A 26,085-nucleotide genomic window follows, 5' to 3' on the forward strand; every position below is an offset into this window, starting at 1 on the left:
CGAGGCGACCGCGCATCATCAGTTCCCGGCCCGGAGCCACGCCGACCGGAAATCCCGGTCTCCCGGAACAAGGTCCCGCTGCCTCCGCAAGCGGTTTGCCGAAGTCCGGCGGACCCGGCACCGGTGATATGGCATCGAAGGCCCGTGCCACCAGCGCCAAAGTGTCCGTTGCGCCGGTCCCAGTGGAGCAGCCGGCCGCTGTCACTCCGGCGCGCCCCAGGGCAGCATCCAAGCCGGCCCCCAAGGACAGTTCAGCCCGTGGCACTGCACCGAACGAAACTGCACCGGGCAGCGGGCCACACGGCGGCACTGCAGACCGCAGCCCTGCAGGCCGCCGCACTGCGCACCGCGGGCGCGGGGCGGCAGCAAGGGCCGGGGCAACAAAGGGGACAGCCGGCAAGGTAACAGCAGCGAAGGACTCCGGGGCAAGGGGCGCCGCGCCGCGCCCGGGCAACGGGCCCGGCACACTGCGAAGTTTCCTGCCGGGGACCGGGCGCGGTGCCAAACGCAGCGGCACAACCGGCGCCGGGAAAGACACCCAAAACTCCACCACGCCAGGTGGCAGGAACCACTCCGGGGAAGAGGGGGGCGGTGCCCGCGTGCTGGCCTTCCCCGAACCGCCACACAAGCGGCGGCGGAGACGGGTGTGGCTGGGGGTGGCGGCAGTCGCCGTCGTCCTGGCCGTGGTCATGGTCGTGGCGCTTTTCTCACCCGCGCTGGCCGTGCGGAAGGTCACCTTTGACGGACAGAAGCTGGTGCAGGACACGACGCTGCAGGCTGCCGTTGCGCCGCTGCTGGGACGTCCGCTGCCGCAGGTGACCCAGGGTGACGTGGATGGGCTGCTGGCCAAGGTGCCGCAGATCAAGAGCTCGCGCATTGAATCCCGTCCGCCGTCGACCCTGTTGGTGCACGTTGTGGAACGGATACCCGTGGCACTGCTGAAAAATGGCAAAAACTGGATCCAGGTGGACCAGGAGGGCGTGCAGCTGGGCACCGTGCATGATCCGGCAAAGGTGGCGCTGCCGCTGATCGACGGCGGCACGGCAGCCATCGGCAAGGGCACCTTCAGCGCCATGACGGCCGTGCTGGCAACGCTTCCGCAATCCGTGCTGGGCAAGCTGGCCAGCGCGTCGGCGAAGTCGCCGGACGCGGTGGAGCTGCAGATGGTCGACGGCAAGACGGTGGTGTGGGGCAATGCCTCGGACATGGATCTCAAGGCCCAGGTCCTGGAGGCCCTGATTACGGCACCGGTGCCCACCCAGGAGGCCGGAAAGCCAGCCCCGCCGCCGGTCAAGGTGTACGACGTCAGCGCACCCCGCCATCCTGTGACACGCTAGATGGGGACACAACGGCTGTGGAGGCACTTTTTTGCCTCGGATTCGCACGACACGCGGCGGCGGTAATTGCATGCGGACGCGATGCACCATAACGTCACTGACAAGAGTTAGTTGACATAACTATAACCTTCAAGTAGAGGGTTAAGCTGCGCAGCTTCAAGTACAGCTTGAAGCTGCACGGCTCCAGCAGGACCCAAAGAACTTCAAGCAAGATACGAACAAGGGACACTTAACGTGGCAGCACCCCAGAATTACTTGGCCGTCATCAAGGTCGTCGGCATCGGCGGCGGCGGCGTGAATGCAGTGAACCGCATGATCGACGTGGGCTTGCGCGGCGTTGAGTTCATTGCCATCAACACCGACGCACAGGCGCTGCTGATGAGTGACGCGGACGTCAAGCTTGACGTCGGGCGGGAGCTGACACGTGGGCTCGGCGCCGGTGCCAACCCCGACGTCGGACGGCAGGCCGCCGAGGACCACCAGGAAGAAATCGAAGAGGTGCTCCGCGGCGCGGACATGGTCTTCGTGACCGCCGGCGAGGGCGGCGGCACCGGCACCGGCGGCGCACCCGTTGTGGCCCGCATTGCCCGCACGCTCGGCGCGCTGACCATTGGCGTGGTCACCCGCCCGTTCACCTTTGAGGGCCGCCGTCGCGCCACGAGTGCCGACAACGGCATTGAGGCGCTGCGCGACGAGGTTGACACGCTCATCGTGATCCCCAACGACCGGCTGCTGTCCATCAGCGACCGCAACGTCTCCGTCCTTGACGCGTTCCGCTCCGCAGACCAGGTGCTGCTTTCCGGTGTCCAGGGCATCACCGACCTCATCACCACCCCGGGCCTGATCAACCTTGACTTTGCCGATGTCAAGTCCGTCATGCAGGGCGCCGGTTCGGCACTCATGGGCATCGGCTCGGCCCGCGGCGAGGACCGTGCCGTCAAGGCCGCCGAACTTGCCATCGCCTCGCCTCTGCTGGAAGCCTCCATTGACGGCGCCCACGGCGTGCTGCTCTCCATCCAGGGCGGCTCCGACCTGGGCCTGTTCGAGATCAACGAAGCCGCGCGCCTGGTCCAGGAAGTGGCCCACCCCGAGGCCAACATCATCTTCGGCGCGGTCATTGACGACGCGCTGGGTGACGAGGCCCGCGTCACCGTTATCGCCGCCGGCTTTGACACCCCGGACAACATCTTGTCAACGTCCGAGCCCGCAGCCGCCCCGGCGGCGCCGCCGGTCCCGGTCACGGTGCCCTCCTCCGGCGCCTCGGTGACGAACCTGAACCAGTGGGGCCAGCAGTCCTCGGCACATGTTCCGGCCGACGGCGGCTTCGACGTCGAGCTGCCGGCGATTGTTGAGCCCGACCTCACGGGACACCGCTCCGACGACCTGGATGTGCCGGACTTCCTGAAGTAGGTCCTGCCCACCCGTTGGCAATGCGGCCGTTGATGGCCGCGCGGAAAGGCCAGTTTGCCTGTGTTGTGGTTTTCTGAAGAAGTCCGGCCCGGATTCTGGGTGGGCTTCACGGGTGCCGGAGCGGGCAACCTGGCCTTTCACGTCGGCGACGGACCCGACCGGGTCGCCGGCCGCAGGGCCGTCCTCGACGCCCGCGTGACGGAGCTGGCCGGGTCCCCGGTGTCGCTGCACCTGCAGTACATGAACCAGGTCCATGGCAGCGACGTGGCCCTGGTGGCCGCGGCCGGCCCGTCCCCGTCCAGCATGCCAGTAGGGCCGACGGCGGATGCGATGGTGTCGCGGTCGGCCAGCCTTGCCGTGATGGTTGCCGATTGCGTGCCGGTGGTGTTCGCCGGACTCTGCGCGGACGGTGCTCCCGTGCTCGGCGTTGCCCATGCCGGCCGGCCCGGCATCGAAAAGGGCGTTGTTGCCGCCACCGTCGCCGAACTCCGTGCCTCCGGCGCCGTTTCCCTGCAGGCGTGGATCGGCCCCGCCGTGTGCGGGCGCTGCTACGAGGTCCCCGGGGATATGCGCGCTGCCGTGTCGGCCGTGGAGCCGGCAGCGTATTCCCGCACGTCCTGGGGGACGCCGGCGCTGGACCTCCCGGCAGCCGTTGAGGCCCGACTGGCGGCGCTGGGCGTACCAGCCCGCAATGTGGGCGTTTGCACCCTTGAAGATGATGCGTTGTTCTCCCATCGCAGGACGCTCCGCGATGGCGGCGCCGAGGGCCGCTTCATTGGCTTTGCCGCCCTGGCCCGTGGCGCCGTGTCCTGATCATCTTGCCGTTTTGCCGTTCCGCTGATCCGCCGTCGAAGTGAAGGTATGCCCCGCATGAACACTCTGGAAGCCCGCGGCTTGGCGTTGCGGGAGAACCTGGCCGCCGTCAAGGTGCGGATAGGCCTTGCCGCCGAGGCCGCCGGCCGTCGGGCAGGCGCCCTGCCGGCCCTGGTCGTCGTGACGAAGTTCCACCCTGCCGCCGACGTCGTGCTCCTGCGCGGACTGGGCGTGGGGGACGTCGGCGAGAACCGCGACCAGGAGGCGGCCGCCAAGGCCGCCGAGGTTGCCGATGCCTCCCTGCGCTGGCACTTTATCGGGCAACTGCAAAGCAACAAGGCCAAATCCGTGGTGCGGTATGCCCATTCGGTCCACTCGGTGGACCGCGCCGCGCTGGTGACGGCGCTGGGCAGGGCCATGGCCACGCAGCAGGACCTCGACGACCGCCCGGACCTTGCCTGCTATATCCAGGTGGATCTGTCGCAGGCCGCCCCCCGCTCGGCAGGCGGTGGCACCGCGGTGTTCGGCACAGCCGGGCAGGGTGAAGCAATGGGGGAGCAGGACGCACGCGGCGGGGCGGCGCCGTCGGACGTCCTCAGGTTGGCTGCACTGGTGGCAGGCACACCCGGGCTGTCGCTGGCAGGCGTCATGGCCGTGGCCCCGCTGGGTGCAGATCCCGTTCCCGCCTTTGAGCTGCTTTCACGCATCTCTGCCGCCGTGGTGCGCGAACACCCCGGTGCCACCGGGATCTCCGCCGGCATGAGCCACGACCTGGAGGCGGCCATTGCCGCCGGGGCGACACACCTGCGTGTCGGTTCCGATATACTCGGCCCGCGTCCCGCCGTACGGTAGCGTTTTAGCTGTTGGCAACAACGCGCACGTTTGATCGACCTTCCCGCAAATGCAGACTAATGAGGAGCTAACCATGGCTGGCGCTCTGCGCAAGACAATGATCTATCTTGGGCTCGCCGACGGTGACGAGCACTACGAGGCCGAGCAGGCCCCCTCACTTCACAAGGGTGAGGACTCGGCTGCGGACTTTGACCGGGAAGCAGCCCCTGCCCCCGTTGCCGAGCCCGCTGCGCCCAAGGCGGGCGACGACGAATACCGGGCACCGGTCACCCCCATCAAGCGTGCCGCATCAAATCGGGAAGAGGCTGCAAGCTTGCGTCAAATCACCACTGTTCATCCCCGCTCCTACAACGACGCCAAGATCATCGGTGAGAGCTTCCGTGACGGGATTCCCGTCATCATGAACGTCACTGACATGGGTGAAGCCGACGCCAAGCGGCTGGTTGACTTCTCCGCCGGATTGGTCTTTGGCCTGCGCGGTTCAATCGAACGCGTCACCAACAAGGTTTTCCTGCTCTCCCCGTCCTACATTGAGGTCCTGGGGGACGACAAGAAGCTCTCCGACACCCAGGCCAGCTTCTTCAACCAGAGCTGACCGCCGGAACCAAAACAGCTATAACGCATTGCCCGGGCACCAAGTGCCCGGGCAATGCGTTATATACGGTAACGGTGGAAACCCGATACTGTTAATTTGATTCAGTTCCACTTTCATCCGCTGTCTAGGGAATGTGTTCACACGCGTGCCAAATCCGTTAAGCCTTGTTTTTGGGCTGCTTTACCTGCTGTTGCTGCTCTACTTCCTCACGCTCATGATCCGGTTGGTATTTGACTGGATACAGGTCTTCGCCCGCGAATGGCGCCCGCATGGTGCCGCACTGGTGGGCGCATCCTTCATCTACCGGCTGACCGACCCGCCGCTGCGCAAGCTTCGGCACCTGATCCCCCCGCTGCGGATAGGCAGTGTGTCGCTGGACATCGGCTTCCTGCTGCTGCTCGTCGTGGTGGGTATTGCGATGAGTGTCACAAGGACTTTGGCGGTTTAGTGCCGCGTGGTTAGTTTTCAAGGCTAAAAAGTTATATTGTAAAAAGCGATACAACCCAAGTACGGATCACATGATTTGTACTAGGTACCGTAGTTTGAACGGCTTCGGCCGGATTCGGACTCACTCAGACCAACGAGGTGACTAGATGGCGCTTACGCCAGAAGACGTTGTCAACAAGCGGTTCCAGCCGACCAAGTTCCGTGAAGGCTACGACCAGGACGAAGTCGACGACTTTCTTGACGAAATTGTCGTGGAACTGCGCCGGCTCCATCAGGAAAATGATGAGCTGCGCAAGCAGCTTGCTGATAGCCCGACAAACTCCCAGGCCGGCCCCGCTGCTGTAGTTCCGGTGGCAACAAAGGCTCCCGAAGTTGTGGAAAAGGCTCCGGAGGCACCGGCCAAGCCTGCCGCCCCCGAGCCGGCAGCCAAGGAAGCCCCCGTGGTTGAGGCGGCGCCAGTTGCCGCAGCTGCTGCACCGGCACCCGTCGCCGCCGCGTCCGGTGTGGAATCAGCTGCAGGCGTTCTCGCCATGGCACAGAAGCTGCACGACGAATACGTCAACGCAGGTGTGGAGCAGCGCGACAAGATCATTGCCGAAGCACAGATCGAGGCCAGCTCGCTGGTCAACGATGCCCAGGAAAAGAGCCGGAAGACACTCGGCGCCCTGGAACAGCAGCGTTCCGTGCTTGAGCGCAAGGTTGAGCAGCTCCGCGGCTTCGAGCGTGACTACCGTTCACGCCTGAAGACGTACATTGAAGGCCAGCTGCGCGATCTGGATGCCCGCGGCTCCGTTGCCTCCCCGGACTTCTCCGAAGGCAGCTCCGAGTCCTAAGGGCTCCGAGTCCCAGGGCGCTTGGGCTACTTGTAGTTAGGCAGCAAGCCGGTGGTGCGGAAATTCCCGCAGCACCGGCTTGCTGGCGTTAATGCCGTCGGCCCCCCATCAGGGCGGCACCTATGATTGATGTGTCCCCTGGAGGGACCGCCCGTTCCACCCGTGCTTATCAACAGCAGTGACAACGAAAGAGCCATGAGCGACGACTCACAGCAGGAACCCGTCTCCCACCCCGCCTCCAGCCGTACACCCGGCGGCGTCCCCGGCGGGGCGAACTCCGCCGAGTCCGCGGCTGGCGGCTGGGCCACATCGCGGCGCCGGACCTTCGTGCTGGTGTGGCTGGGGTTTGCCGCGCTGGCCTATGTGTGCGACCAGCTCACCAAGCTGTGGGTCACCTCGACCATGGTCGAAGGCCAGCGGACACCCGTCATCCCCGGCATCCTGCAGTGGTACTATATCCGCAACTCCGGCGCAGCCTTTTCCATCGGTGAGAACTTCACCTGGTTCTTCACGCTGGTCATGGCCGCCGTGGCGGTGTTCATCATTGTCCTGGCCCGGCGCATCGGATCCTTCTGGTGGGCGCTCGGCCTGGGGCTGCTGCTTGGCGGCGCGCTGGGCAACCTGACCGACCGCTTGTTCCGTGAGCCGTCCTTCGCCATGGGCCACGTGGTGGACTTCATTTCCTTCCCACATTTTGCCATCTTCAACATGGCGGACATGGGGGTGGTGGGAGGTGTCATCACCATCTGCCTCCTGACGCTTCTGGGCATACCCCTGGGCGGCCGAAAGGCAGCGGGGCCGGCATCCGCCGCGCCGGACGCCGCCGGTTCTGCCGGGATGGGGGAGCCCGGCAATGACTGAGACGTTCATCGTCCCCGGGGAAGCAGCCGGACGACGGATTGACGCGGCACTGGCCGCACTCCTGGGCATTTCGCGGTCGGCCGCCGCGCTATTGTGTGCCGAGGGCCATGTGCTCCAGGACGGCTCGGCTGTGGGCAAGTCGGAAAAGTTCAGGCCCGGAGCGAGCATCCAGGTCACCATCCCGGAACGCCGGGACCCGCTCGCGGTGGTGGTGGAGCCCGTCGACGGGCTGGACATCCTGCTCGACGATGACGAGTTCGTGGTGATTGACAAGCCCGTGGGCGTCGCCGCACACCCGTCGCCCGGCTGGGTTGGCCCCACCGTGGTGGGCGGGCTGGCCGCGGCCGGCTACCGCATCTCCACCTCCGGCGCGCAGGAACGGGCCGGCATTGTCCACCGCCTTGACGTGGGCACCTCCGGCGCCATGGTGGTCGCCAAGACCGAACACGCCTACACCGTACTTAAGCAGGCGTTCCGGGACCGCACCGTGGAGAAGGTCTACCACGCCGTGGTCCAGGGGCTGCCCGATCCACTGCAGGGCACCATCGACGCGCCGATCGGACGCCACCCCGGCCACGACTGGCGGTTTGCCGTCATTGAGGACGGCCGCCCGTCCATCACCCATTACGAGGTCCTGGAGGCCTTCGGCAAGGCCACACTGGTGGAGGTCCACCTGGAAACCGGGCGGACGCATCAGATCCGCGTCCATTTTTCCGCGTTGCGCCACCCGTGCGCGGGCGACCTCACCTACGGCGCGGACCCGAAGCTCGCCGCTGAGCTGGGCCTGACCCGCCAGTGGCTGCATGCCCACCGGCTCGGTTTCACCCACCCCTCCAGCGGCGAATGGGTCAGCGTCACCAGCCCGTACCCGCAAGACCTCCACTACGCGCTGGAGCACCTGCGCGACGGGCACTGACCCGACGCCGTATCATCTTTGCCCGCTTTTTGGCCGACGCGGTATCACCTTTGGCGCTTTTCGGCGGACCGCTCTCTCACTGCGAGGGCGTTCCGTCAGTTGGCAACTAAAGGTGATACGGGGTTCGGCTGGGCGGCGCCAAAGGTGATACGGGGTTCGGCTGGGCGGCGCCAAAGGTGATACGGGGTTCGGCTGGGCGGGCACCGGTCCGGGTCGAATGAGGGTGGTGAGTGGCACCCGAAATTGAGTGGCAGCCAACCACCGTAGAATGGTGCGGTGGCTAGCTCATCGACTGACAGTTTTGTCCATCTTCACACGCACACCGAATACTCCATGCTTGACGGTGCCGCGCGCCTGACGGAGTTGTTTGATGAGACCAACAGGCTGGGCATGCCGGCGCTGGCAACCACGGACCATGGGTACCTGTTTGGTGCCTTTGACTTCTGGAAAAAGGCCACGGATGCGGGTGTGAAGCCGATCATCGGCATCGAGGCCTATGTCACGCCGGGCACCGCGCGCACGGACAAGACCCGCGTGAAGTGGCGCACCGATGAGAGCCAAAAGAAGGACGACGTCTCCGGCGGCGGTTCCTACACCCACATGACGCTGTTGAGCTACAACAACCAGGGCATGCGGAACCTGTTCCGGGCGTCGTCGCTGGCCTCCCTGGACTCCGTGTTCGGCAAGTACCCGCGCCTGGACCGCGAGCTGCTCAATGAATACCACCCCGGCCTGATCGCCACCACCGGCTGTCCCTCCGGGGAGGTGCAGACCAAGCTGCGGCTGGGACAGTACAACGAGGCCAAGGCCGCCGCCTCCGAGTTTCAGGACATCTTTGGTGCGGAAAACTATTTCTGTGAGCTGATGGACCACGGACTGGACATTGAGCGGCGCGTCACCAAGGACCTGCTGAAGCTGGCCAGGGAACTGCAGATTCCGCTGGTCGCCACCAATGACCTCCACTACACGCACGAACACGACGCCAAGGCGCACGAGGCGCTGCTGGCGCTGCAGTCCGGCTCCACACTGCTGGAACCCACCTACGACATGGGCGGCTCCCGCTTCGCGTTCAACGGAAGCGGCTACTACCTGAAGTCCCCCGCGGAAATGCGCCAGCTGTTTTCAGAACTCCCCGAGGCCTGCGACAACACGCTGCTCATTGCCGAGCGGTGCGAGGTGTCCTTCAACACCAACGCCAACTACATGCCGAAGTTCCCGTGCCCGCCCGGCGACGACGAGACGTCCTGGCTGGTCAAGGAGGTCGACGCCGGGCTCAAGTACCGGTACCCGGCCGGCATTCCCGACGACGTCCGCGCCAGGGCCGACTTTGAACTCGAAGTCATCATCAAGATGGGCTTCCCGGGCTACTTTCTGGTGGTGGCTGACTTCATCAACTGGTCCAAGGACAACGGGATCCGCGTGGGACCCGGGCGTGGCTCCGGTGCCGGCTCGATGGTGGCCTATGCCATGCGCATCACCGACCTGGACCCGCTGCGCCACGGACTGATCTTTGAGCGCTTCCTAAACCCGGAGCGCGTCTCCATGCCCGACTTTGACGTCGACTTCGATGATCGGCGCCGGCACGAGGTCATCAAGTACGTGACCGAAAAGTACGGCGACGAACGCGTGGCCATGATTGTCACCTATGGCAGCATCAAGTCCAAGCAGGCGCTGAAGGACTCCTCGCGCGTGTTGGGCTACCCGTTCAGCATGGGCGAGCAGCTGACCAAGGCGCTGCCGCCGGCTGTCATGGCCAAGGACATCCCGCTGCACGACATTGAGGATCCCAAGTCCAAGCGCTACGGCGAGGCCGGTGACTTCCGCCAGCTGCTGCTCAGTGATCCGGAAGCGGCAAAGGTCTTTGAAACAGCCAAGGGCCTGGAAGGGCTCAAGCGCCAGTGGGGCGTGCATGCTGCGGGCGTCATCATGTCCTCCGATCCCATCATCGACGTGGTGCCGATCATGCGCCGCTTCCAGGACGGGCAGGTCATCACCCAGTTTGACTACCCGACGGCCGAGGGCCTTGGCCTGATCAAAATGGACTTTTTGGGGTTGCGAAACCTCACGATCATCACCGACGCCCTGGAGAACATCAAGTCCAACCAGGATTTTGACCTTGACCTGGAAAACCTGGCGCTGGACGACCGCGAGTCCTATGAGCTGATGGCGCGCGGGGACACGCTGGGCGTATTCCAGCTCGACGGCGGTCCCATGCGCGGGTTGCTCAAGCTCATGCGCCCCGACAATTTTGAAGACATCTCCGCCGTGCTGGCACTGTACCGCCCCGGCCCGATGGGCGCCGACTCACACACCAACTACGCCCTGCGCAAGAACGGTCTGCAGCCCATCACCCCCATCCACCCCGAGTTGGAGGAGCCACTCGCGGACGTCCTGGGCGGCACGTATGGGCTGATCGTCTACCAGGAGCAGGTGATGTCCATTGCGCAGAAGCTGGCCGGCTACTCGCTGGGCCGGGCCGACATCCTGCGCCGCGCCATGGGCAAGAAGAAGAAGTCCGAGCTGGACAAACAGTACGCCGGCTTCCACCAGGGCATGCTGGACAACGGCTACTCCGACGCCGCCGTCACCACCTTGTGGGCCATCCTGCTCCCGTTCTCCGACTACGCCTTCAACAAGGCCCACTCTGCCGCCTACGGCGTCGTCAGCTACTGGACGGCGTACCTGAAGGCCCACTATCCGGCCGAATACATGGCTGCGCTGCTGACGTCCGTGGGCGACGACAAGGACAAGCTGGCGCTCTACCTGAACGAATGCCGCCACATGGGCATCACCGTGCTGGCGCCGGACGTCAACGAATCCGCGCTGAACTTCACGCCCATTGGCAAGGACATCCGATTTGGCATGGGCGCCATCCGCAACGTCGGCTCCAATGTGGTCAACGCACTGGTGGAATCCCGTACGGAGAAGGGCAATTTTGAGAGCTTCTCCGACTTCCTGATGAAGGTCCCGGCGGTCGTGTGCAACAAGCGCACCATAGAGTCGCTCATCAAGGCTGGCGCCTTTGACTCGCTGGGCCACCCGCGCCGGGCCCTGGCGATGATCCACGAGGAAGCGATTGACTCAGTCATCACGCTCAAGCGCAACGAGGCCGTGGGCCAGTTTGACCTCTTTGCCGGCCTGGGCGGGGTCGACGCCGAGCCGGAGTCTGCCTTGATCACCGATATCCCCGACCTGCCGGAATGGGAGAAAAAAGACAAGCTTGCCTTTGAGCGCGACATGCTGGGCCTGTACGTCTCCGACCACCCCCTGCAGGGCCTGGAAGGGATTCTCAGCCAGAACGCCGACATGTCCATCACCTCCGTGTTGGCCGACGACGGCCCGCAGGACGGGCACATCATCACCATTTCCGGCATGATCACCAGCCTCCAGCGCCGCATCGCCAAGACCAGCGGCAATCCTTACGCCCGCTGCGAGGTCGAGGATCTTGGCGGATCCTTGGAGGTCATGTTCTTTGGCCAGGTCTACGGACCCATCGCCACCATCCTGGCCGAGGACCTGGTGGTGGTGATCAAGGGACGCCTGCAAAAGCGCGACGACGGCGCCATCACGTTGAACGCCATGGAACTGACGGTGCCGGACCTCAGCGAAGGCCTGTCCGGCCCGCTGGTCATCCACATGCCCGAGCACAAGGCCACCGAACCAGTTCTGCTGGCGCTCAAGGACGTCCTGGGCACCCACCGCGGCAACACCGAGGTCAAGATGCACCTGAGTGGCACCCGCAGTGTGAAGGTCATGAAACTGCCATTGCACCACCGGGTCAACCCGACGCCGGCTCTGTTCGGGGACCTGAAGGTCCTCCTGGGCCCCACCTGTCTGGAAGGGTGATGGTGTGCCGGTTGCACGTGCCCGCGCTATATGGGGAGTTAGGGTTTATCCATGAGTGAAATGCTGCCCGAGGGCACGGCGGGGACAGCGGGTCCACGCCATGCCGGGCCCGCCGGTGCCCCTGCCACATACCCTCCCCATGCCTATTCGGCCCGGCCGCGTCGTGCAATGGCGACCGCCCAGGCCGCGGGGTGGCAGCGCTGGTTTGCCCTGTCCTCTGGCGCGGGCGTTGTGCTGGGAATTCTGTGGTGGCTGGCGGCCCCCGGCGGCGCCTTTTACGGTGAAGGCAAGGACTATACGATTTGGGTGGCCCGCGACCTTGTGCTCGCGGGACTTGGCGTGCTGGCCGGACTCACCGCCGCCGTCCTGCTGGTCCGCGCCGCCGCCCGACACGGCGGCGGGGCCGGTGCCACGGCGCGGCTGCTGGCTGCCGCCGCGGGCGGACTGCTGGGCTCCGTCCTAGCCTGGCGGTTGGGCGTGTTCGCCGGAGACCTTTTCCAGACTCCGCCGGACAACCTGCCCAACCCGAGCATGGTGTTTTCGCTCCGTTCGGCCTCGGTGCTGCTCCTGTGGCCGCTCGTCACCACCGCGGTGGTGTTCCTGTACACATTCCTCGCGTATTCGTTTGTGCCCGCTCCCCGTGGCAGCCGCTAAACTTGGCGTGTGAGCAACCTTGAAACCCCCGTGTCCACCGATCCGCCAGCCCGCCGGGCAACAGCGCCCGACACGGCCGCCCATTTCACTTTTGCGCGCACCGACCTGCGCGGCCGCAGCCTGACCCTCGCGGAGCTCAAGCACGCCGTTCCCCGCACGCCCGCCACCACCGTCACGACAGCCGAGGCGGCCGTTTCCGGCATCATTGCCGAGGTTCGCTCCCGCGGCTTTGCCGCCCTCGCAGAGCTGGCTGAAAAGTTCGACGGCGTGGCCCAGTCCCACCCGCGTGTCCCGGCCGCGGCTTTGCGCGAAGCCCTGGAAGCCCTGGATCCGTCCGTCCGGGCCGCCCTGGAGGAATCCATCGCCCGCGCCAAGGCGTTTGCCGCCGCGCAGCGCCCTGCAGACATTGACTTGCCCATCGCCGACGGTGCCGTGGTCTCCCAGCATTGGCTGCCCGTGCGGCGTGTTGGCCTGTACGTGCCCGGGGGACTGGCGGCCTATCCGTCGTCGGTCATCATGAACGTTGTGCCCGCGCTGGCCGCCGGGGTGGGCTCGGTGGCGCTGGCGTCGCCGCCGCAAAAGGAATTTGGCGGGCTGCCGGACCTGACCGTTTTGGCGGCGGCGGCCCTATTGGGCATTGACGAGGTGTATGCGATGGGCGGGGCCCAGGCAATTGCCGCCTTTGCCTATGGTGTCCCGGCGGGAACAACCGTGCAGGGCGACGGGGAGGAATTGGAACCAGTTGACGTGGTCACCGGCCCCGGCAACATCTTTGTGGCCACGGCAAAGCGCCTGGTCAAGGGCGTGGTGGGCATTGACTCCGAGGCGGGTGCCACGGAGATTGCCGTGCTGGCGGACCATACCGCCAACCCGGTATTCGTTGCCGCGGACCTGATCAGCCAGGCCGAGCACGATCCGAACGCGGCCTCCGTCCTGGTGACCACGTCGAGCGAACTGGCGGACGCCGTCGAACATGAACTCGCGGTTCAGGTGGCCGGGACTGCGCACCGGGAGCGCGTGGAGACGGCACTCTCCGGGCCGCAGTCAGGCGTGGTGCTGGTGGGCGACCTGGCCCAGGGCGTGGCGGTATGCAATGCCTACGCGGCCGAGCACCTTGAGGTGGTGACCGAGAACGCCGCGGCCGTGGCAGCCCAGATCACCAATGCGGGAGCGGTCTTTGTCGGGGACTACAGCCCCGTCAGCCTGGGTGACTACTGTGCCGGGTCCAACCACGTGTTGCCGACCGGCGGCACGGCCGCGTTCTCGTCGGGGTTGAACGTCACCACGTTTCTGCGCGCCGTCCAGCTCATCAATTATGACAAGGCGGCGCTGTCGGCGGTGGCCGGCCACGTGGTCACGCTCTCACGCGCCGAGGGCCTTCCCGCCCACGGCGACGCCGTGGCCGCACGATTCCCCTAGACGGCCCCCAACCACTACATCTAGTAATTACGTTGTTGTAATTTCCCCATATGTAGTCATAGACTGAGATTAACCGCTCCTGGAGGGATCTGGATGTACTGCCCGTTTTGCCGTAATCCCGACTCACGCGTGGTTGATTCGCGCCTGGCCGACGACGGTTCCTCCATCCGCCGGCGCCGCCAGTGCACCGAGTGCGGCCGCCGTTTCAGCACTGTGGAGACTGCCAGCCTTTCAGTGGCAAAGCGTTCCGGCGTCGCCGAACCCTTCAGCCGCAGCAAAGTCATCAGCGGTGTGCGCAAGGCCTGTCAGGGTCGGCCCGTAACCGAAGACGACCTTGCCATGCTGGCCCAGGAGGTGGAGGAGTCCATTCGGGCCAGCGGCGCCGCCGAGATCGACGCCAACGACGTCGGCCTGGCCATTTTGGCCCCTCTGCAACGGCTTGACCTGGTGGCCTACCTGCGCTTTGCCAGCGTTTACCAGGCCTTTGAATCCCTTGACGACTTTGAAAAGTCCATCAAGGAGCTGCGCCGCGAATATCCTGCGGGGAGCGCCGGCGCACCGGCACGGTCGGTCGCGGAGTAGCGGCACCAACAACTCCGGCGGCGCCCGGGAGGGGAAGCCCGGGCCGCCGCCGGCACTCTGCACTGGTGCCCGGGCCTCCGCTGCCCAAGCTGCCGGTGGAATGAGCTTGGCCTCGTGCCCGCGACGGGGCCGCCGCAGGTTTCGCGGCAGCGGCCGGGGAAAGAGCTGTGCGCACAGCCCGCCTACGTGTACTTTCAAGGCGGGCTCGTGGCACGCACGGTGACGGGCCTGCCACGTGAACAATCGTCCCGGGGCGGCAAGGGGCGAACTGACCAAACCGGACAGCCCAAACAGGATTTATGGCAGGTTCAATCGCGGCAGCTGCCCTTAGCGGCCGCCGGAGACGGGCAGCACGATGCCCGTGACGTAGCCTGCCTCGCCGCTGAGCAGCCACATGACGGCAGCCGCAACTTCATCCGGTTCTGCGCCCCGGCCCAGCGGGACGGTGGGGCTGAGCTTTGCCACGCGGTCCGGCATGCCGGCGGCAGCGTGGAGTCCGGTGTTGGTGCTTCCCGGGGCAACCGCGTTGACGCGGATGCCATGCGGGGCTGCCTCCGTGGCTAATCCGACGGTCAGCACGTCCACGGCGCCCTTCGACGCCGCATAGTGCACCCACGTGCCGGGGGAGCCGGCCTTGGTGGCCGTCGAGGAAATGTTGACTATCGCGCCGCCCGCGCCGCCGTCAAGCGTGGACATTCTGCGCTGTGCCTCCTGGCACATGAACAGCACTCCTGCCACATTGACGTCAAGGACCCTTTTGATGGTCTCCGCCGGAACATCCACCAGGGGTCCGATCAGATCGCCCGTGACACCGGCATTGTTGACCACGGCAGTAACCGGGCCCAGTGCCGCGGCGGCATCGAACAACCGCGTGACCTGGGCAGCATCGCTGACGTCCGCCTGCAGGGCAACAGCTGTGCCGCCGTCGTTCCTGATTTCCCGGACAACGTTCGCGGCGCCGGCAGTGTCGGCACTGTAATTGACGACGACGGCGAAGCCGGCCGCCGCTGCCCGTGCGGCCACGGCTGCGCCGATCCCGCGGCTGGCACCTGTGACAATGGCGACCGGGCTGGAGGGGGTTTCGTTCCCCGCTTGCTCCCGCTGCTCGCAAGTCCCCACCTGCTCCCGCTGCTCACCAGCTCGCAGCGGGGCCCTCTCAGCTGTGGGCCCACCCAGCGGGACACTCGCAGGCGTGGGCCCCGGCTCAATCACCAAGACGAGCGGCCTATTTGGTGATCTTGAAGTGCACGGCGGCCTGCAGCGCGCCGCCAACAATGCCGGCATTGTTGGCGAGCTGCGCGGGGATGATCTTGGCGCGGAGCTTCAGCGCCGGCAGGTAGTCCTCGCTGCGCTTGGAGATCCCGCCGCCAATGATGAACAACTCGGGGGAAAACAGGAACTCGACGTGCGAGAAGTAACGCTGCAGCCGCCCTGCGTACTCCTCCCAGCTGAGGCCGTCGCGTTCCCGGGCGCTGGCGGAGGCCTTGGACTCGGCGTCGAAGCCGTCAATTTCCAGGTGGCCCAGTTCGGCGTTCGGGATGAGCTTGCCGTTGTAAATGAAGGCCGAGCCGATGCCCGTGCCCAGCGTGATGACCAACACCGTGCCCTTGACTCCCTTGCCGGCGCCATAGCGCGCTTCGGCGAGGCCGGCGGCGTCGGCGTCGTTCATGACCTGGACGTCGCGGCCCAGCTCCTCCGAGAAAATCTTGTCCACGTCGGCGTCAATCCAGGACTTGTCCACATTGGCGGCGGAACGGGCAATGCCATGGGAAATGATGGCAGGGAACGTGATGCCAACCGGCGCATCGGCGGCCGGTGCGTGCTTGCGGGTCATGAGCTCGTCCACGATCTCCTTGACCACCTTGGCGACGGCCTGCGGGGTGGAGGGCTGTGGCGTATCAATCCGGAAACGCTCGCCCACCATCTCGCCGGTCTCCAAACGGACGATCCCGCCCTTAATGCCGGTGCCGCCAATGTCGATGCCGATGACAGTTTCCGTGGACGAGTGCTTCGTGGACATGCGGGGCTCCAAACGTGGAAGGGGCAGGGCGTTGCCGCAAGGGGTCTTGCGGCAGATGGTTTTAGGGCAGGGTCAGGACTTCGGCACCCGTGGCGGTGACCACCATGGTGTGCTCGAACTGGGCAGTGCGTTTCCGGTCCCTGGTGACAACCGTCCAGTCGTCAGCCCACATGTCCCACTCAACACCGCCCAGGGTGAGCATAGGTTCGATAGTAAACACCATGCCCTCCTGCAGAACAGTGTTGTAGGCCGGGGCCGCGTCATAATGCGGAATAATCAGTCCCGTGTGGAATGCCTCGCCCACACCATGGCCGGTGAAGTCCCGGACCACGCCGTAGCCAAAACGCTTCGCATAGGCGGAGATCGTGCGGCCAATGACGTTAATTTCCCGCCCGGGCGCCACAGCGCGGATGGCCCGGTTCAAGGACTCCTGGGTGCGCTCGACGAGCAGTCGGGACTCGTCGTCGACGTCGCCAACGGCAAAGGTCCAGTTCGTGTCGCCGTGCACGCCGTTTTTGTACGCGGTGATGTCAATGTTGATGATGTCCCCGTCCTGCACCACGGTGCTGTCCGGGATGCCATGGCAGATGACCTCGTTAAGGGACGAGCACAGGGACTTGGGGAAGCCGCGATATCCAAGCGTGGAGGGATATGCCTGGTGGTCCAGCAGGAATTCATGGCCAATGCGGTCCAGCTGGTCCGTGGTCACTCCCGGGACAATGTGTGCGCCCACTTCCACGATGGCCTGGGCGGCGATCTTGGAGGAGATGCGGATCTTTTCCAGCGTTTCAGCGTTTTTTACCTCGGAGCCCGTGAATGGTGCCGGACCGGCCTTGCCCACGTACTCGGGGCGGGGGATGGAGGCGGGGACGGGCAGCTGCGGGCTGATGGTGCCCGGAACCAATGTGCCAAGGGGTGCTGAGGTTGCTGTGGAAGACATGGATCCATCCTATAAGTTTTGCTGCAGGGGTGTGGTGGACAGGGCCTATGATGGCAGCAAGCACCCCGGCCAGTTGGAGGAAAAGATGCCACAGTATTGGTACAACGTGAACACCCGTCAGGTTGAACAGGACGCCCAGTCCGGGTGGAAGGAGCTGATCGGTCCCTACAACACGCGCGAGGAAGCCGAGCAGGCGCCGGCCAAGGTCCACGAGCGCAACGAAGACTGGGAAGCCAAGGACGACGACTGAGGCAATCATCGGCCGGACCGACAGGGGGATCGGCTGGTTGTGATCCTCCTGGAGGACGCGATTCACCAGGGAGGAACCATGGAAATCGGCAGATCTGCCCCGCCGCGGCCGCGGCCAGTGGGCAACCTCGGAAAAGGCGGCACCGCCCGAGGTCTTGACCCACGTGCGTACGGTGCACGTCTACTGCAGCGGGTGGGTGCGGTTGCCGCCATCGCCGGCGGCGCCGCGGCCGGCGTCGGGATCCTGACGGCACTCGAGGGACTGTGGGCCTATGAACGGCTGGCGCCCCGGGACTCGGTCGGCTCCCACCCCGCCACGGGATTTTTTGGTGGGCAGGATGGCGAAGAACCCTTGAGCCTGGTACTTCTAGGCGACTCCCTTGCTGTGGGATATGGTGCAGCAGTACCGGAGGGGTCTGTGGGCTACATGCTGGCCGATGGACTGGCCGCGACGACGGGAAGACCGGTGACGCTGGACAATGTCGCCTTCATCGGCGCAACATCCGAGGACCTCCGCCTCCAGCTTGCAGCCCTCGACGCCCGCGGCCTGCGACCGCAAGTTGCAGTCATCATAGTCGGAGGCAACGACGTCCTGCACCTGAGCAACATCAGCCGGTCGCTGGCTGCGCTGGCGGCAACGGTCCGGGAACTTCGGCGGCGCGGCAGCCACGTGGTTGTGGCTTCCTGTCCGGACATGGGCACCGTGTCGGTGTTCCTGCAACCGCTGCGCTTCAGCGCGCACTGGTTGAGCCGGATGCTGGCCACCGGCCAGACCATTGTGGTGCTGCGTAACGGGGGGCGAACTGTTTCGCTGGCGGATCTGCTGGGACCGATTTTCAGGCGCGAACGGAAGCTGATGTTCTCCACCGACCATCTGCATCCCTCCGCCCACGGGTATGCCGAGGCGGCCCGGGTAATGCTCCCCAGCGTGGTGGCTGCCGCCGGCTACAGCACGGGCGGCTTGACCGGTGTTCCCCACCGGGTATACCAAAAGGGGCGGCGGCGTCCCTTGGCCTGGTTCGCTTTCAGGGCTTCGCGCCAATCAGGGACGGAGGTCAGCCTGGTCCCCACCCGAACGGGGCACGACGTCGCCGTCCGGCGATTGCTGCCCGGCCACCGCCGGGTCACGCCGGGTCGGCGGCAGGCGCGGTAGCCGGGTCCGGCCGGGTCGGCGACAGGCGCGGTAGCCGGGTCCTGCCGGGTCGGCTGCGGGACCGGGCCAAGGTGGAACGGCCGTGCGTCACGGAAGCTAGAACGTGTGCTCCGGGCCGGGGAACGTCCCCGCGCGGACGTCGTCGCCGTAGGCCTTGGCTGCGTCCGCCAGGACGGTGCGCAACTGGGCGTACTGCTTGACGAACTTTGCCATCTTTCCGGTGCGCAGCCCGGCCATGTCCTGCCACACCAGCACTTGCCCCGTGGTGCTGTTCCCGGCCCCGATACCGACTGTCGGCACGGAAACGGCCGCCTCCACGGCAACGGCCGTGGCGGCCGGGACCATTTCCATCAGCACACAGAACGCGCCCGCATCTGCCAGCGCGACGGCGTCGTCCACCATGGCCTGGGCCGCTTCGCCACGGCCCTGCACCCGGTAGCCGCCGAGCATGTGTTCGCTTTGCGGTGTAAAGCCGATGTGGGCCATGACGGGAATGCCGGCCTGGGTCAGCGCCCTCACGGTGGGGGCGTAGTACGCGCCACCCTCCATTTTCACGGCGTGGACCAGCCCCTCCTTCATGAGGCGGACGGAGGAGGCGATGGCCTGTTCAGGTGACTGTTCGTAGCTGCCAAACGGCAGGTCGGCCACGACCAGGGCGCGCTTGGCGCCAGCGGTCACGGCACGGGAGAAGATGATCATTTCATCCAGCGTGATGGGCAGGGACGTCTCGTTGCCCAAGACGTTGTTGGACGCGGAATCGCCCACCAGCAGCACCTCTATGCCTGCTTCGTCAAAGATCTGTGCCGTGTACTGATCGTAGGCGGTCAGCATGGCGAATTTTTGGCCATTGCGCTTGGCCGCCTGCAGGTGGTGGGTGCGGATCCGGGCAGCCGTGGCGGGAATGCCGGAACCATACGGTGCCGCCATCTCCGCGGCAGGGGGCGCGGGTGCGGCGTTGGCGGAATCGGCGGCGTCGGGTGTGCTTGTTGAAGGCATGCCTAGAGCTTATTACGAGTCGGTGCACTAATTCGTCCATGCCGCCTTCCAGTCCTTAGTAGAGTATGGATTGAGGGCCCAACAAGGTGGAGAGAATCAGCGTTGTCGGTTCTGGCACGGGCTTTTTAGCCAACTACGGTGAGTGAACGGAAATGAGGGCCATAGTGGACCGCCAGCAGGAATTTGTCTTGCGTACCATCGAGGAACGCGATGTCCGGTTTGTCCGGCTGTGGTTCACCGACGTGGTGGGCAGCCTGAAGTCGGTGGCGCTTGCCCCTGCGGAGGTCGAGGGCGCCTTTGAGGAGGGCCTGGGTTTTGACGGATCGAGCATTGAGGGCCTCTCACGCGTGTTTGAATCCGACATGCTGGCCCAGCCCGACCCGTCCACGTTTCAGATCCTGCCCTGGCGCGGGACGACCGAGCAGACCTCACGCATGTTCTGCGATATTCTCACGCCCGACGGCGAACCCTCCACGGCGGATCCGCGCAACGTTCTCAAGCGCACCTTGGAAAAGGCTGCGGACATGGGCTTCACCTGCTACACCCACCCCGAGATTGAGTTTTACCTGCTCAAAAGCGACAAGCCGGGCCCGGACGGCATCCCCATCCCGGTGGACCAGGCGGGCTACTTTGACCACGTACCCGGCGGCGTGGCCCAGGACTTCCGCCGCACGGCCGTCACCATGCTTGAGGATGTCGGCATATCGGTCGAGTTCAGCCATCACGAGGCCGGACCCGGCCAAAACGAGATTGACCTGCGCTATGCCGATGCCCTGCAGACTGCGGACAACATCATGACGTTCCGCACGGTGATCCGCGAGGTCGCCATCCAGCAGGGCACGTATGCCACGTTCATGCCCAAGCCGTTTTCGGATCACCCCGGCTCGGGCATGCACACGCACTTTTCCTTGTTTGAGGGCGACACGAACGCCTTCCACGAGCCCGGGGCGGAATTTCAGCTGTCCAAGACGGCCCGGCAGTTCATGGCAGGCATCCTGCGCCACGCGCCGGAATTCACTGCCGTCACCAACCAGTTCGTGAATTCCTACAAGCGCCTCTGGGGCGGGGGAGAGGCGCCCAGCTACGTCTCCTGGGGCCACAACAATCGTTCGGCGCTGATGCGTGTGCCGCTGTACAAGCCCGGCAAGGGCCAGGCCTCGAGGCTGGAATACCGCGGCATTGACTCCGCGGCCAACCCCTACCTGGCCTATGCGGTTTTGCTGGGGGCCGGGCTGAAGGGCATTGAGGAAGACTATGAACTGCCGCCGGCGGCCGTGGAGGACGTCAGCGCCCTGACCACCGCTGAACGCCGGGCGCTGGGCCACGACCCGCTGCCCTCGAGCCTGCATGACGCGGTCCGGCAGATGGAGGACTCTGAACTCATGCCGGAGATCCTGGGTGAAAAGGTTTATGACCACTTCCTGCGCAACAAGCGGGACGAATGGCAGGACTACCGGCTTCAGGTCACCCCTTATGAGATCAACCGCTACCTGGGGGTGCTCTAACCCAACCGATGAGTTCCCTGACCCGCACCCTGATCACCCTGGGCTTCTCCGACCTCGAAAAAAGTGAGAGGTTCCTGGGCTTCCGGGAGCTGGCCGGGCTCGATCAGGGCGACCTGCTCACGGCGTTGAAGTCCGCCAACGATCCCGACTTGGCCGTGCAGTCCCTGGTCCGGCTGCTCAGTGCCGTGCCGGCCGCGTACGGCAAGCTCACCGCCACCGACGCCGAAACAGGCAGTGAGGTCCCCAACGAGGCCCTCTTCCGGCTGCTCGGTGCCTCGGAGGCCCTGGCCGAGTTCCTGATCCGGCACCCCGAACACATCGACGTCCTGGACACGCCGACGTCCCCGGAACCGGCCGCAGTCCCCGGCGCGGTCCTGCGCGCCTCGATGCTGGCAGCGGTGGGTGCGGACCCGGCGTCGGGCATGCCCGCGGCGGCGGTGTCCGGCACGGAAGCGAGGATCGCGCTGCGCACACAGTACCGGCGCCACCTGGCCGAACTGGCCATCCGGGACCTTTGCGCCGCGTCGCCGCAGGACGTCATGCCGCTGGTCGGCGCCGAGCTTGCCGACCTCGCCGCGGCCGCCCTGGAGGCCGCACTGGCCGTGGCTCGAACTGAGGTGTCGGACCATTTTCCGGCGCGGGACGTGGCCGCCGTGAAGCTCAGTGTCATCGGCATGGGCAAGTGCGGGGCACGGGAGCTGAACTATATTTCCGACGTCGACGTCATGTACGTCATTGAGGCCGCGGACGCCGGCCCGGACGACGCCGGTGGGCTGGATGAGGCGCACGCCGTCACCGTGGGCAGTGCGCTTGCCTCGGCAGTGTCCCAGACCATCTACGCGCCTGAGCGCGAGCCCGGCCTGTGGGAAGTGGACGCCAACCTGCGTCCCGAAGGCAAGGACGGCCCGCTGGTGCGCACACTTGAATCCTTCCTGCAGTACTACCAGCGCTGGGCCCACGACTGGGAGTTCCAGGCCTTGCTGAAGGCGCGCGCCATTGCGGGGGACCTGGAACTGGGCGAACGGTTTGAACATGCCGTGGCGCCCCTGATCTGGACGTCCTCGGAGCGGGACGGCTTTGTGGCATCAGTGCAGGCCATGCGCCGCCGCGTCACCGCCAACATCCGCGACTCCGAATCCGGCCGGCAGATCAAGCTGGGCAAGGGCGGGCTGCGCGACGTTGAATTCACGGTCCAGCTGCTGCAGCTCGTCCACGCGAAAAATGATCCATCCCTGCGGCTGCGGGCCACCACGGACGCCATCCATGCGCTGATGAAGGCAGGTTACATTGGCCGTACCGACGCGGCCAAGCTGGACGGCGCGTACCGCTACCTGAGGGTCCTCGAACACCGAATCCAGCTGGTGCACATGCGCCGAACGCACCTGATGCCGACGGCGCCGGAGCAGCTGCGTGCCCTGGCGCGGGCGGTCACCGGTCCTATGAACCTCAAGCGGCCCAGCGCGGAGACGCTGCTGGAAGACTGGGGCAGGGTCAAGCGGCAGGTCCACGCGCTGCACGAACACATCTTTTACCGGCCCATCCTGGCCACTGCCGCGCACCTGAGCGCCGCGGACGCAGCTTTGACCACGGATGCGGCCAGGGCGCGGCTGGCCGCGCTCGGCTACCGGGACGCCGCCGGCGCCCAGCGCCACATTGAGGCCCTGACGGCCGGGGTGAGCCGCCGGGCGGCCCTGCAGCGCCAGCTGTTGCCCGTGCTGCTGGGGTGGCTGGCCGACGGCGTCAACCCCGACGGCGGGCTGCTCGCCTTCCGCCGTGTGAGCGAGGCGCTGGGAACCTCGCACTGGTATCTGGGAATGCTCCGCGACCACCAGGCCGCAGCCGAGCGCCTGTGTCATGTGTTGTCCAGTTCCCGCCTGGTGACGGACCTTTTGGAAGTTTCACCCGAGGCAACGGCCTGGTTTGGCAACGACAAGGAACTGGTTCCACTGGCGTTTGAGGCCCAGTGGACCGAGATCCAATCCAAAATGTCCCGGCACCCTGAGCCGACGGAAGCCATTCGGCTGATCCGCCTGATCAGGCAGCGCGAGATCCTGCGGATCGCCATTGCGGACTGCTCCGGGTTGTTGTCCCAGGACCAGGTCTCCGCCGCGCTCAGCGACGCGGACCGGGCCGCCGTGCTGGGGGCCCTGCTCGTTGCCGAGTCGGACGTCCAGGCCGGCGGTCAGGCGCTGACCAGGGTGCTGGTGGTGGCCATGGGCCGGCAGGGCGGACGCGAAATAGGCTACGGCTCCGACGCCGACGTGCTTTTTGTCCACCGGCCCGTGGCGGGTGCCGACGAAGCGGAGGCCCAGGCGCAGGCACAGGCGATCGTTGCGAAGCTGATGTCCATGCTGACCCAGCCGGTACGTCCGGCCATCATGGCCGAGCGCGTGCTCAGTATCGACGCGGACCTGCGCCCGGAAGGCAAAAGCGGCCCGCTCGTGCGTTCCCTCGAGGCGTACCGCGAGTACTACGCCCGGTGGTCCTCCGCTTGGGAGGCCCAGGCGCTGTTGCGGGCGCTTCCCCTGGCGGGCAGCGACGAGCTGGCCGTCGACTTCCTCGAGATGGTCAACCCGGTCAGGTACCCGGCCGTCCTGGGCGAGACGGAACTGCGGGAGATCAAGCGCATCAAGGCCAGGATGGAATCCGAGCGGCTGCCGCGTGGTGCCGATCCCGCGCGACACGTGAAGCTGGGCCGTGGCGGCCTGAGCGATGTTGAGTGGCTGGTCCAGCTGTGGCAGCTGCAAAACGCGCACAGCGAGCCGTCGCTGAGGACTACGCAGACGGTGGCGGCACTCCATGGCGCCCATGCGCTGGGACTGGTGGACGGCGAGGACGCCTCCGTGCTGGAAGCCGCCTGGCGGCTGGCCGGAAAGATCCGCAACGCCAACGTGATTTGGACCGGCAAGTCCTCCGACGTGCTGCCGTCAGCGCGCGGAGACCTGGAGGCGGTGGCGCGCTGGTGCGGCTACGAGCCAGGGCAGGCTACTGCTTTCGAGGAGGACTACCTGGGGCTTACCCGGCGGGCCCGGGCGGTGTTTGAGCGGCTTTTTTACGGATAAAGCGGCCGCTGCCCGCCATGTCAACAGGGGCGGGACGGATTCCGGCCGTGCCAGCCGCTGGGCAGCAGCACCCGGGTGTGGGCGAGCATGGTGACTGCCTCCGCCCCGGCGACCAGTGCGCCGTCGCGCACGAAGCCTTCCTCGCGGCCCGTGAGATCCGCGGTCAGCCGCCCCTTCCACAGCGCCAGCAATTCGGCGTGTTCGGGCAACGGCGCCAGGTTGTGCATTTCCCCTGGATCGTTGTCCAGATCGAAGAGTTCCTCGGTACCCCATTCGGAGGCCCACAGGTACTTGACATGGCCGTCAGTGACCCACTGCAGGGACTGGCCAAAGTACACGTGTTCGCCGTGCAGCCATTGGCGCCACGGTTCGGGCGCCGGAGCGTCTTTCGGAGCCTGGCGCAGGAAGCGCGCCAGCGACCTGCCATCGCAGCTCTCCGGCACGGGCAGACCGGCCAGCTCCAACAGGGTCGGCATGATGTCGCGCAGCTCCACCACCTCATCCACCACGCCGCCGCGCTTCGCCGCGGTGTCGTTTGGGGCCGGTGCGACGATGAATGGCACCCGGGCGGAGCCTTCGTAGCCCACCGCCTTGCGGTAGAAGTCATGATCGCCGAGCATTTCACCGTGGTCGGAGGTAAACGCCACGATGGTGTCCCCGGCCAGGCCAAACGCGTTCAGTGCCTCAAAAAGGCGCATGAGCTGCAAGTCGATCTGGGTCATGAGCCCGTAGTAACCGGCACGGGTACGGTGGGTGACGGCCTCGGATAAGGTGCCGAAGGCCAGCTGGTGGTTGCCATCGGTTCGCACGGACTCGAAGTGGTGCTCCCAATCGCCCAACCGGCGCTTGAAGGCGGGCAGGTCCAGGTACATGTCCATGGCCCATGCCGGTGGATCGTAGGGCGGATGCGGGCGGTGGAAGGATAGATAAAGGAAGAACGGCACGGTGGGGTCCCGGCGGTACAGCCATTCCACTGCCTGGGAGCCGGCCCAAGACGTCGGGTGCAGGCGCTCGGACTTGTCCCACGGCCGTGCCACAGTCGAGTTGCATCCTGCGCCGTGATCAAAGTATTCCTCGTCGGCCGTGACTCCGGGCTGGCGCCGTAGCCACGGGACGTAGTCGTCGAAGTACTTGAAGTTCAGCCGGTGTTCCCGCCGGGTATGGTGCAGGAAGCCGTCGTGGAGAATGACGTCGTCAAAGCCCACCCGGCTGCGCTCGGGGTAAACGTGCATCTTGCCGATGGACTGTGTCTGATAGCCGGCGCGGCGGAACTCGCCCTGCAGCGTGACGGGATGAACTGCGTCGAACGGCACGCCCTCCTGGTAGCCCACCCGCCCGTGGCGCTCCTGGGACTGGCCGGTAAACAGTGCCACACGCGCCGGGACACACGTGGGCGTGGCCGAATAGGCGTGCCGGAACCTGGCACCCCTGGAGGCCAGTTCGTCCAAGTGCGGCGTCTGCACGTGGGGGTGCCCCTCGGCGCCAAGACAGTCGCCACGCCATTCGTCGGCACAAATAAGGATCACGTTGGGGTCGGTCATCAGCTGCCTTCTTCCAGTCCCACGGCACTCGGGAGGGCCGCGGAATCACCCCGA

22 protein-coding genes are annotated in these 26,085 nt (G+C 65.9%); 17 read left to right on the forward strand and 5 right to left on the reverse strand.

What is annotated here, in order from left to right:
* Positions 1–128: 128 nt before the first annotated feature.
* The 13 genes from CVV68_RS11765 to nrdR all read left to right on the forward strand — a co-directional run bounded on the left by CVV68_RS11765 (position 129) and on the right by nrdR (position 14,565).
* A complete protein-coding gene (locus tag CVV68_RS11765; RefSeq protein WP_110501238.1) occupies positions 129–1,337 on the forward strand; it encodes a cell division protein FtsQ/DivIB in 1,209 nt (402 codons plus the stop codon).
* Between the two features lie 234 nt (positions 1,338–1,571).
* The gene (gene ftsZ, locus CVV68_RS11770; RefSeq protein ID WP_110501192.1) at positions 1,572–2,747 is read left to right on the forward strand and encodes a cell division protein FtsZ; all 1,176 of its coding nucleotides are present in this window, start codon (positions 1,572–1,574) and stop codon (positions 2,745–2,747) included.
* Between the two features lie 60 nt (positions 2,748–2,807).
* Positions 2,808–3,560, forward strand: a complete 753-nt coding sequence (locus tag CVV68_RS11775; protein ID WP_110501193.1) for a purine nucleoside phosphorylase YfiH/LACC1 family protein — start codon at positions 2,808–2,810, stop codon at positions 3,558–3,560.
* Between the two features lie 57 nt (positions 3,561–3,617).
* Positions 3,618–4,412, forward strand: coding sequence for a YggS family pyridoxal phosphate enzyme (locus CVV68_RS11780; RefSeq protein WP_245933491.1), 795 nt, complete (start codon positions 3,618–3,620; stop codon positions 4,410–4,412).
* A 73-nt stretch (positions 4,413–4,485) separates the two neighbouring features.
* Positions 4,486–5,007: a cell division protein SepF gene (locus tag CVV68_RS11785; protein WP_110501195.1), complete on the forward strand. Its 522-nt coding sequence runs from the start codon at positions 4,486–4,488 to the stop codon at positions 5,005–5,007.
* Between the two features lie 145 nt (positions 5,008–5,152).
* Positions 5,153–5,455 (forward strand): YggT family protein, encoded by a 303-nt coding sequence (locus tag CVV68_RS11790; RefSeq protein ID WP_281268284.1) that lies wholly within the window; start codon positions 5,153–5,155, stop codon positions 5,453–5,455.
* Between the two features lie 145 nt (positions 5,456–5,600).
* Positions 5,601–6,287 (forward strand): DivIVA domain-containing protein, encoded by a 687-nt coding sequence (locus CVV68_RS11795; protein WP_110501196.1) that lies wholly within the window; start codon positions 5,601–5,603, stop codon positions 6,285–6,287.
* A 195-nt stretch (positions 6,288–6,482) separates the two neighbouring features.
* Positions 6,483–7,148, forward strand: coding sequence for a signal peptidase II (lspA, locus tag CVV68_RS11800; protein WP_110501240.1), 666 nt, complete (start codon positions 6,483–6,485; stop codon positions 7,146–7,148).
* Positions 7,141–8,064, forward strand: a complete 924-nt coding sequence (locus CVV68_RS11805) for an RluA family pseudouridine synthase (RefSeq protein ID WP_110501197.1) — start codon at positions 7,141–7,143, stop codon at positions 8,062–8,064. The genes lspA and CVV68_RS11805 overlap by 8 nt, the downstream gene beginning before the upstream one ends.
* Before the next feature lie 333 nt (positions 8,065–8,397).
* Positions 8,398–11,910: a DNA polymerase III subunit alpha gene (gene dnaE / locus CVV68_RS11810; protein WP_245933498.1), complete on the forward strand. Its 3,513-nt coding sequence runs from the start codon at positions 8,398–8,400 to the stop codon at positions 11,908–11,910.
* A 51-nt stretch (positions 11,911–11,961) separates the two neighbouring features.
* On the forward strand, positions 11,962–12,564 hold the full coding sequence (locus CVV68_RS11815; RefSeq protein WP_146238873.1) for a hypothetical protein: 603 nt from the start codon (positions 11,962–11,964) through the stop codon (positions 12,562–12,564).
* A 9-nt stretch (positions 12,565–12,573) separates the two neighbouring features.
* Positions 12,574–13,983 (forward strand): histidinol dehydrogenase, encoded by a 1,410-nt coding sequence (hisD, locus tag CVV68_RS11820; RefSeq protein ID WP_438502634.1) that lies wholly within the window; start codon positions 12,574–12,576, stop codon positions 13,981–13,983.
* Positions 13,984–14,076: 93 nt separating this feature from the next.
* Positions 14,077–14,565 (forward strand): transcriptional regulator NrdR, encoded by a 489-nt coding sequence (nrdR, locus tag CVV68_RS11825; RefSeq protein ID WP_110501201.1) that lies wholly within the window; start codon positions 14,077–14,079, stop codon positions 14,563–14,565.
* 327 nt (positions 14,566–14,892) lie between these two features.
* Here the strand turns inward: nrdR and CVV68_RS11830 are convergent, their stop codons facing one another.
* From CVV68_RS11830 to map, 3 genes are all read right to left on the reverse strand, one after another.
* Entirely contained in the window at positions 14,893–15,777 is an 885-nt protein-coding gene (locus tag CVV68_RS11830; protein WP_245933500.1) for an SDR family oxidoreductase, read from the reverse strand.
* Between the two features lie 13 nt (positions 15,778–15,790).
* A complete protein-coding gene (ppgK, locus tag CVV68_RS11835; RefSeq protein WP_110501203.1) occupies positions 15,791–16,585 on the reverse strand; it encodes a polyphosphate--glucose phosphotransferase in 795 nt (264 codons plus the stop codon).
* 61 nt (positions 16,586–16,646) lie between these two features.
* Positions 16,647–17,525, reverse strand: coding sequence for a type I methionyl aminopeptidase (gene map / locus CVV68_RS11840; protein ID WP_110501204.1), 879 nt, complete (start codon positions 17,523–17,525; stop codon positions 16,647–16,649).
* Between the two features lie 85 nt (positions 17,526–17,610).
* Between map and CVV68_RS11845 the strand changes: the two genes are divergently transcribed.
* Together CVV68_RS11845 and CVV68_RS11850 are read left to right on the forward strand one after the other, a co-directional pair.
* On the forward strand, positions 17,611–17,775 hold the full coding sequence (locus CVV68_RS11845; RefSeq protein WP_110501241.1) for an SPOR domain-containing protein: 165 nt from the start codon (positions 17,611–17,613) through the stop codon (positions 17,773–17,775).
* Positions 17,776–17,967: 192 nt separating this feature from the next.
* Entirely contained in the window at positions 17,968–18,927 is a 960-nt protein-coding gene (locus CVV68_RS11850) for an SGNH/GDSL hydrolase family protein (RefSeq protein ID WP_211320807.1), read from the forward strand.
* 96 nt (positions 18,928–19,023) lie between these two features.
* Here the strand turns inward: CVV68_RS11850 and panB are convergent, their stop codons facing one another.
* Positions 19,024–19,854 (reverse strand): 3-methyl-2-oxobutanoate hydroxymethyltransferase, encoded by an 831-nt coding sequence (gene panB / locus CVV68_RS11855; protein WP_245933501.1) that lies wholly within the window; start codon positions 19,852–19,854, stop codon positions 19,024–19,026.
* A 233-nt stretch (positions 19,855–20,087) separates the two neighbouring features.
* Here panB and glnA point away from each other — a divergent pair, with 233 nt between their 5' ends.
* Positions 20,088–21,428: a type I glutamate--ammonia ligase gene (gene glnA / locus CVV68_RS11865; RefSeq protein ID WP_110501207.1), complete on the forward strand. Its 1,341-nt coding sequence runs from the start codon at positions 20,088–20,090 to the stop codon at positions 21,426–21,428.
* Between the two features lie 8 nt (positions 21,429–21,436).
* On the forward strand, positions 21,437–24,490 hold the full coding sequence (locus CVV68_RS11870) for a bifunctional [glutamine synthetase] adenylyltransferase/[glutamine synthetase]-adenylyl-L-tyrosine phosphorylase (protein WP_110501208.1): 3,054 nt from the start codon (positions 21,437–21,439) through the stop codon (positions 24,488–24,490).
* A gap of 20 nt (positions 24,491–24,510) precedes the next feature.
* On the opposite strand, the gene CVV68_RS11875 is transcribed toward CVV68_RS11870, so the two are convergent.
* On the reverse strand, positions 24,511–26,031 hold the full coding sequence (locus tag CVV68_RS11875; protein ID WP_110501209.1) for an arylsulfatase: 1,521 nt from the start codon (positions 26,029–26,031) through the stop codon (positions 24,511–24,513).
* Positions 26,032–26,085: the final 54 nt, after the last annotated feature.

This window comes from Arthrobacter livingstonensis, assembly GCF_003219815.1.
In the GTDB taxonomy this organism is placed as follows: domain Bacteria; phylum Actinomycetota; class Actinomycetes; order Actinomycetales; family Micrococcaceae; genus Specibacter; species Specibacter livingstonensis.

What these genes read in the sequence shown, in the direction of transcription:
- CVV68_RS11765 (WP_110501238.1), top strand. Translation starts at nt 129, where the DNA reads ATGGCATCGAAGGCCCGTGCCACCAGCGCCAAAGTGTCCGTTGCGCCG.
- CVV68_RS11780 (WP_245933491.1), top strand. Translation starts at nt 3,618, where the DNA reads ATGAACACTCTGGAAGCCCGCGGCTTGGCGTTGCGGGAGAACCTGGCC.
- CVV68_RS11785 (WP_110501195.1), top strand. Translation starts at nt 4,486, where the DNA reads ATGGCTGGCGCTCTGCGCAAGACAATGATCTATCTTGGGCTCGCCGAC.
- CVV68_RS11795 (WP_110501196.1), top strand. Translation starts at nt 5,601, where the DNA reads ATGGCGCTTACGCCAGAAGACGTTGTCAACAAGCGGTTCCAGCCGACC.
- lspA (WP_110501240.1), top strand. Translation starts at nt 6,483, where the DNA reads ATGAGCGACGACTCACAGCAGGAACCCGTCTCCCACCCCGCCTCCAGC.
- CVV68_RS11805 (WP_110501197.1), top strand. Translation starts at nt 7,141, where the DNA reads ATGACTGAGACGTTCATCGTCCCCGGGGAAGCAGCCGGACGACGGATT.
- dnaE (WP_245933498.1), top strand. Translation starts at nt 8,398, where the DNA reads ATGCTTGACGGTGCCGCGCGCCTGACGGAGTTGTTTGATGAGACCAAC.
- CVV68_RS11815 (WP_146238873.1), top strand. Translation starts at nt 11,962, where the DNA reads ATGAGTGAAATGCTGCCCGAGGGCACGGCGGGGACAGCGGGTCCACGC.
- nrdR (WP_110501201.1), top strand. Translation starts at nt 14,077, where the DNA reads ATGTACTGCCCGTTTTGCCGTAATCCCGACTCACGCGTGGTTGATTCG.
- ppgK (WP_110501203.1), bottom strand. Translation starts at nt 16,585, where the DNA reads ATGTCCACGAAGCACTCGTCCACGGAAACTGTCATCGGCATCGACATT.
- map (WP_110501204.1), bottom strand. Translation starts at nt 17,525, where the DNA reads ATGTCTTCCACAGCAACCTCAGCACCCCTTGGCACATTGGTTCCGGGC.
- CVV68_RS11845 (WP_110501241.1), top strand. Translation starts at nt 17,611, where the DNA reads ATGCCACAGTATTGGTACAACGTGAACACCCGTCAGGTTGAACAGGAC.
- panB (WP_245933501.1), bottom strand. Translation starts at nt 19,854, where the DNA reads ATGGCGGCACCGTATGGTTCCGGCATTCCCGCCACGGCTGCCCGGATC.
- CVV68_RS11870 (WP_110501208.1), top strand. Translation starts at nt 21,437, where the DNA reads ATGAGTTCCCTGACCCGCACCCTGATCACCCTGGGCTTCTCCGACCTC.
- CVV68_RS11875 (WP_110501209.1), bottom strand. Translation starts at nt 26,031, where the DNA reads ATGACCGACCCCAACGTGATCCTTATTTGTGCCGACGAATGGCGTGGC.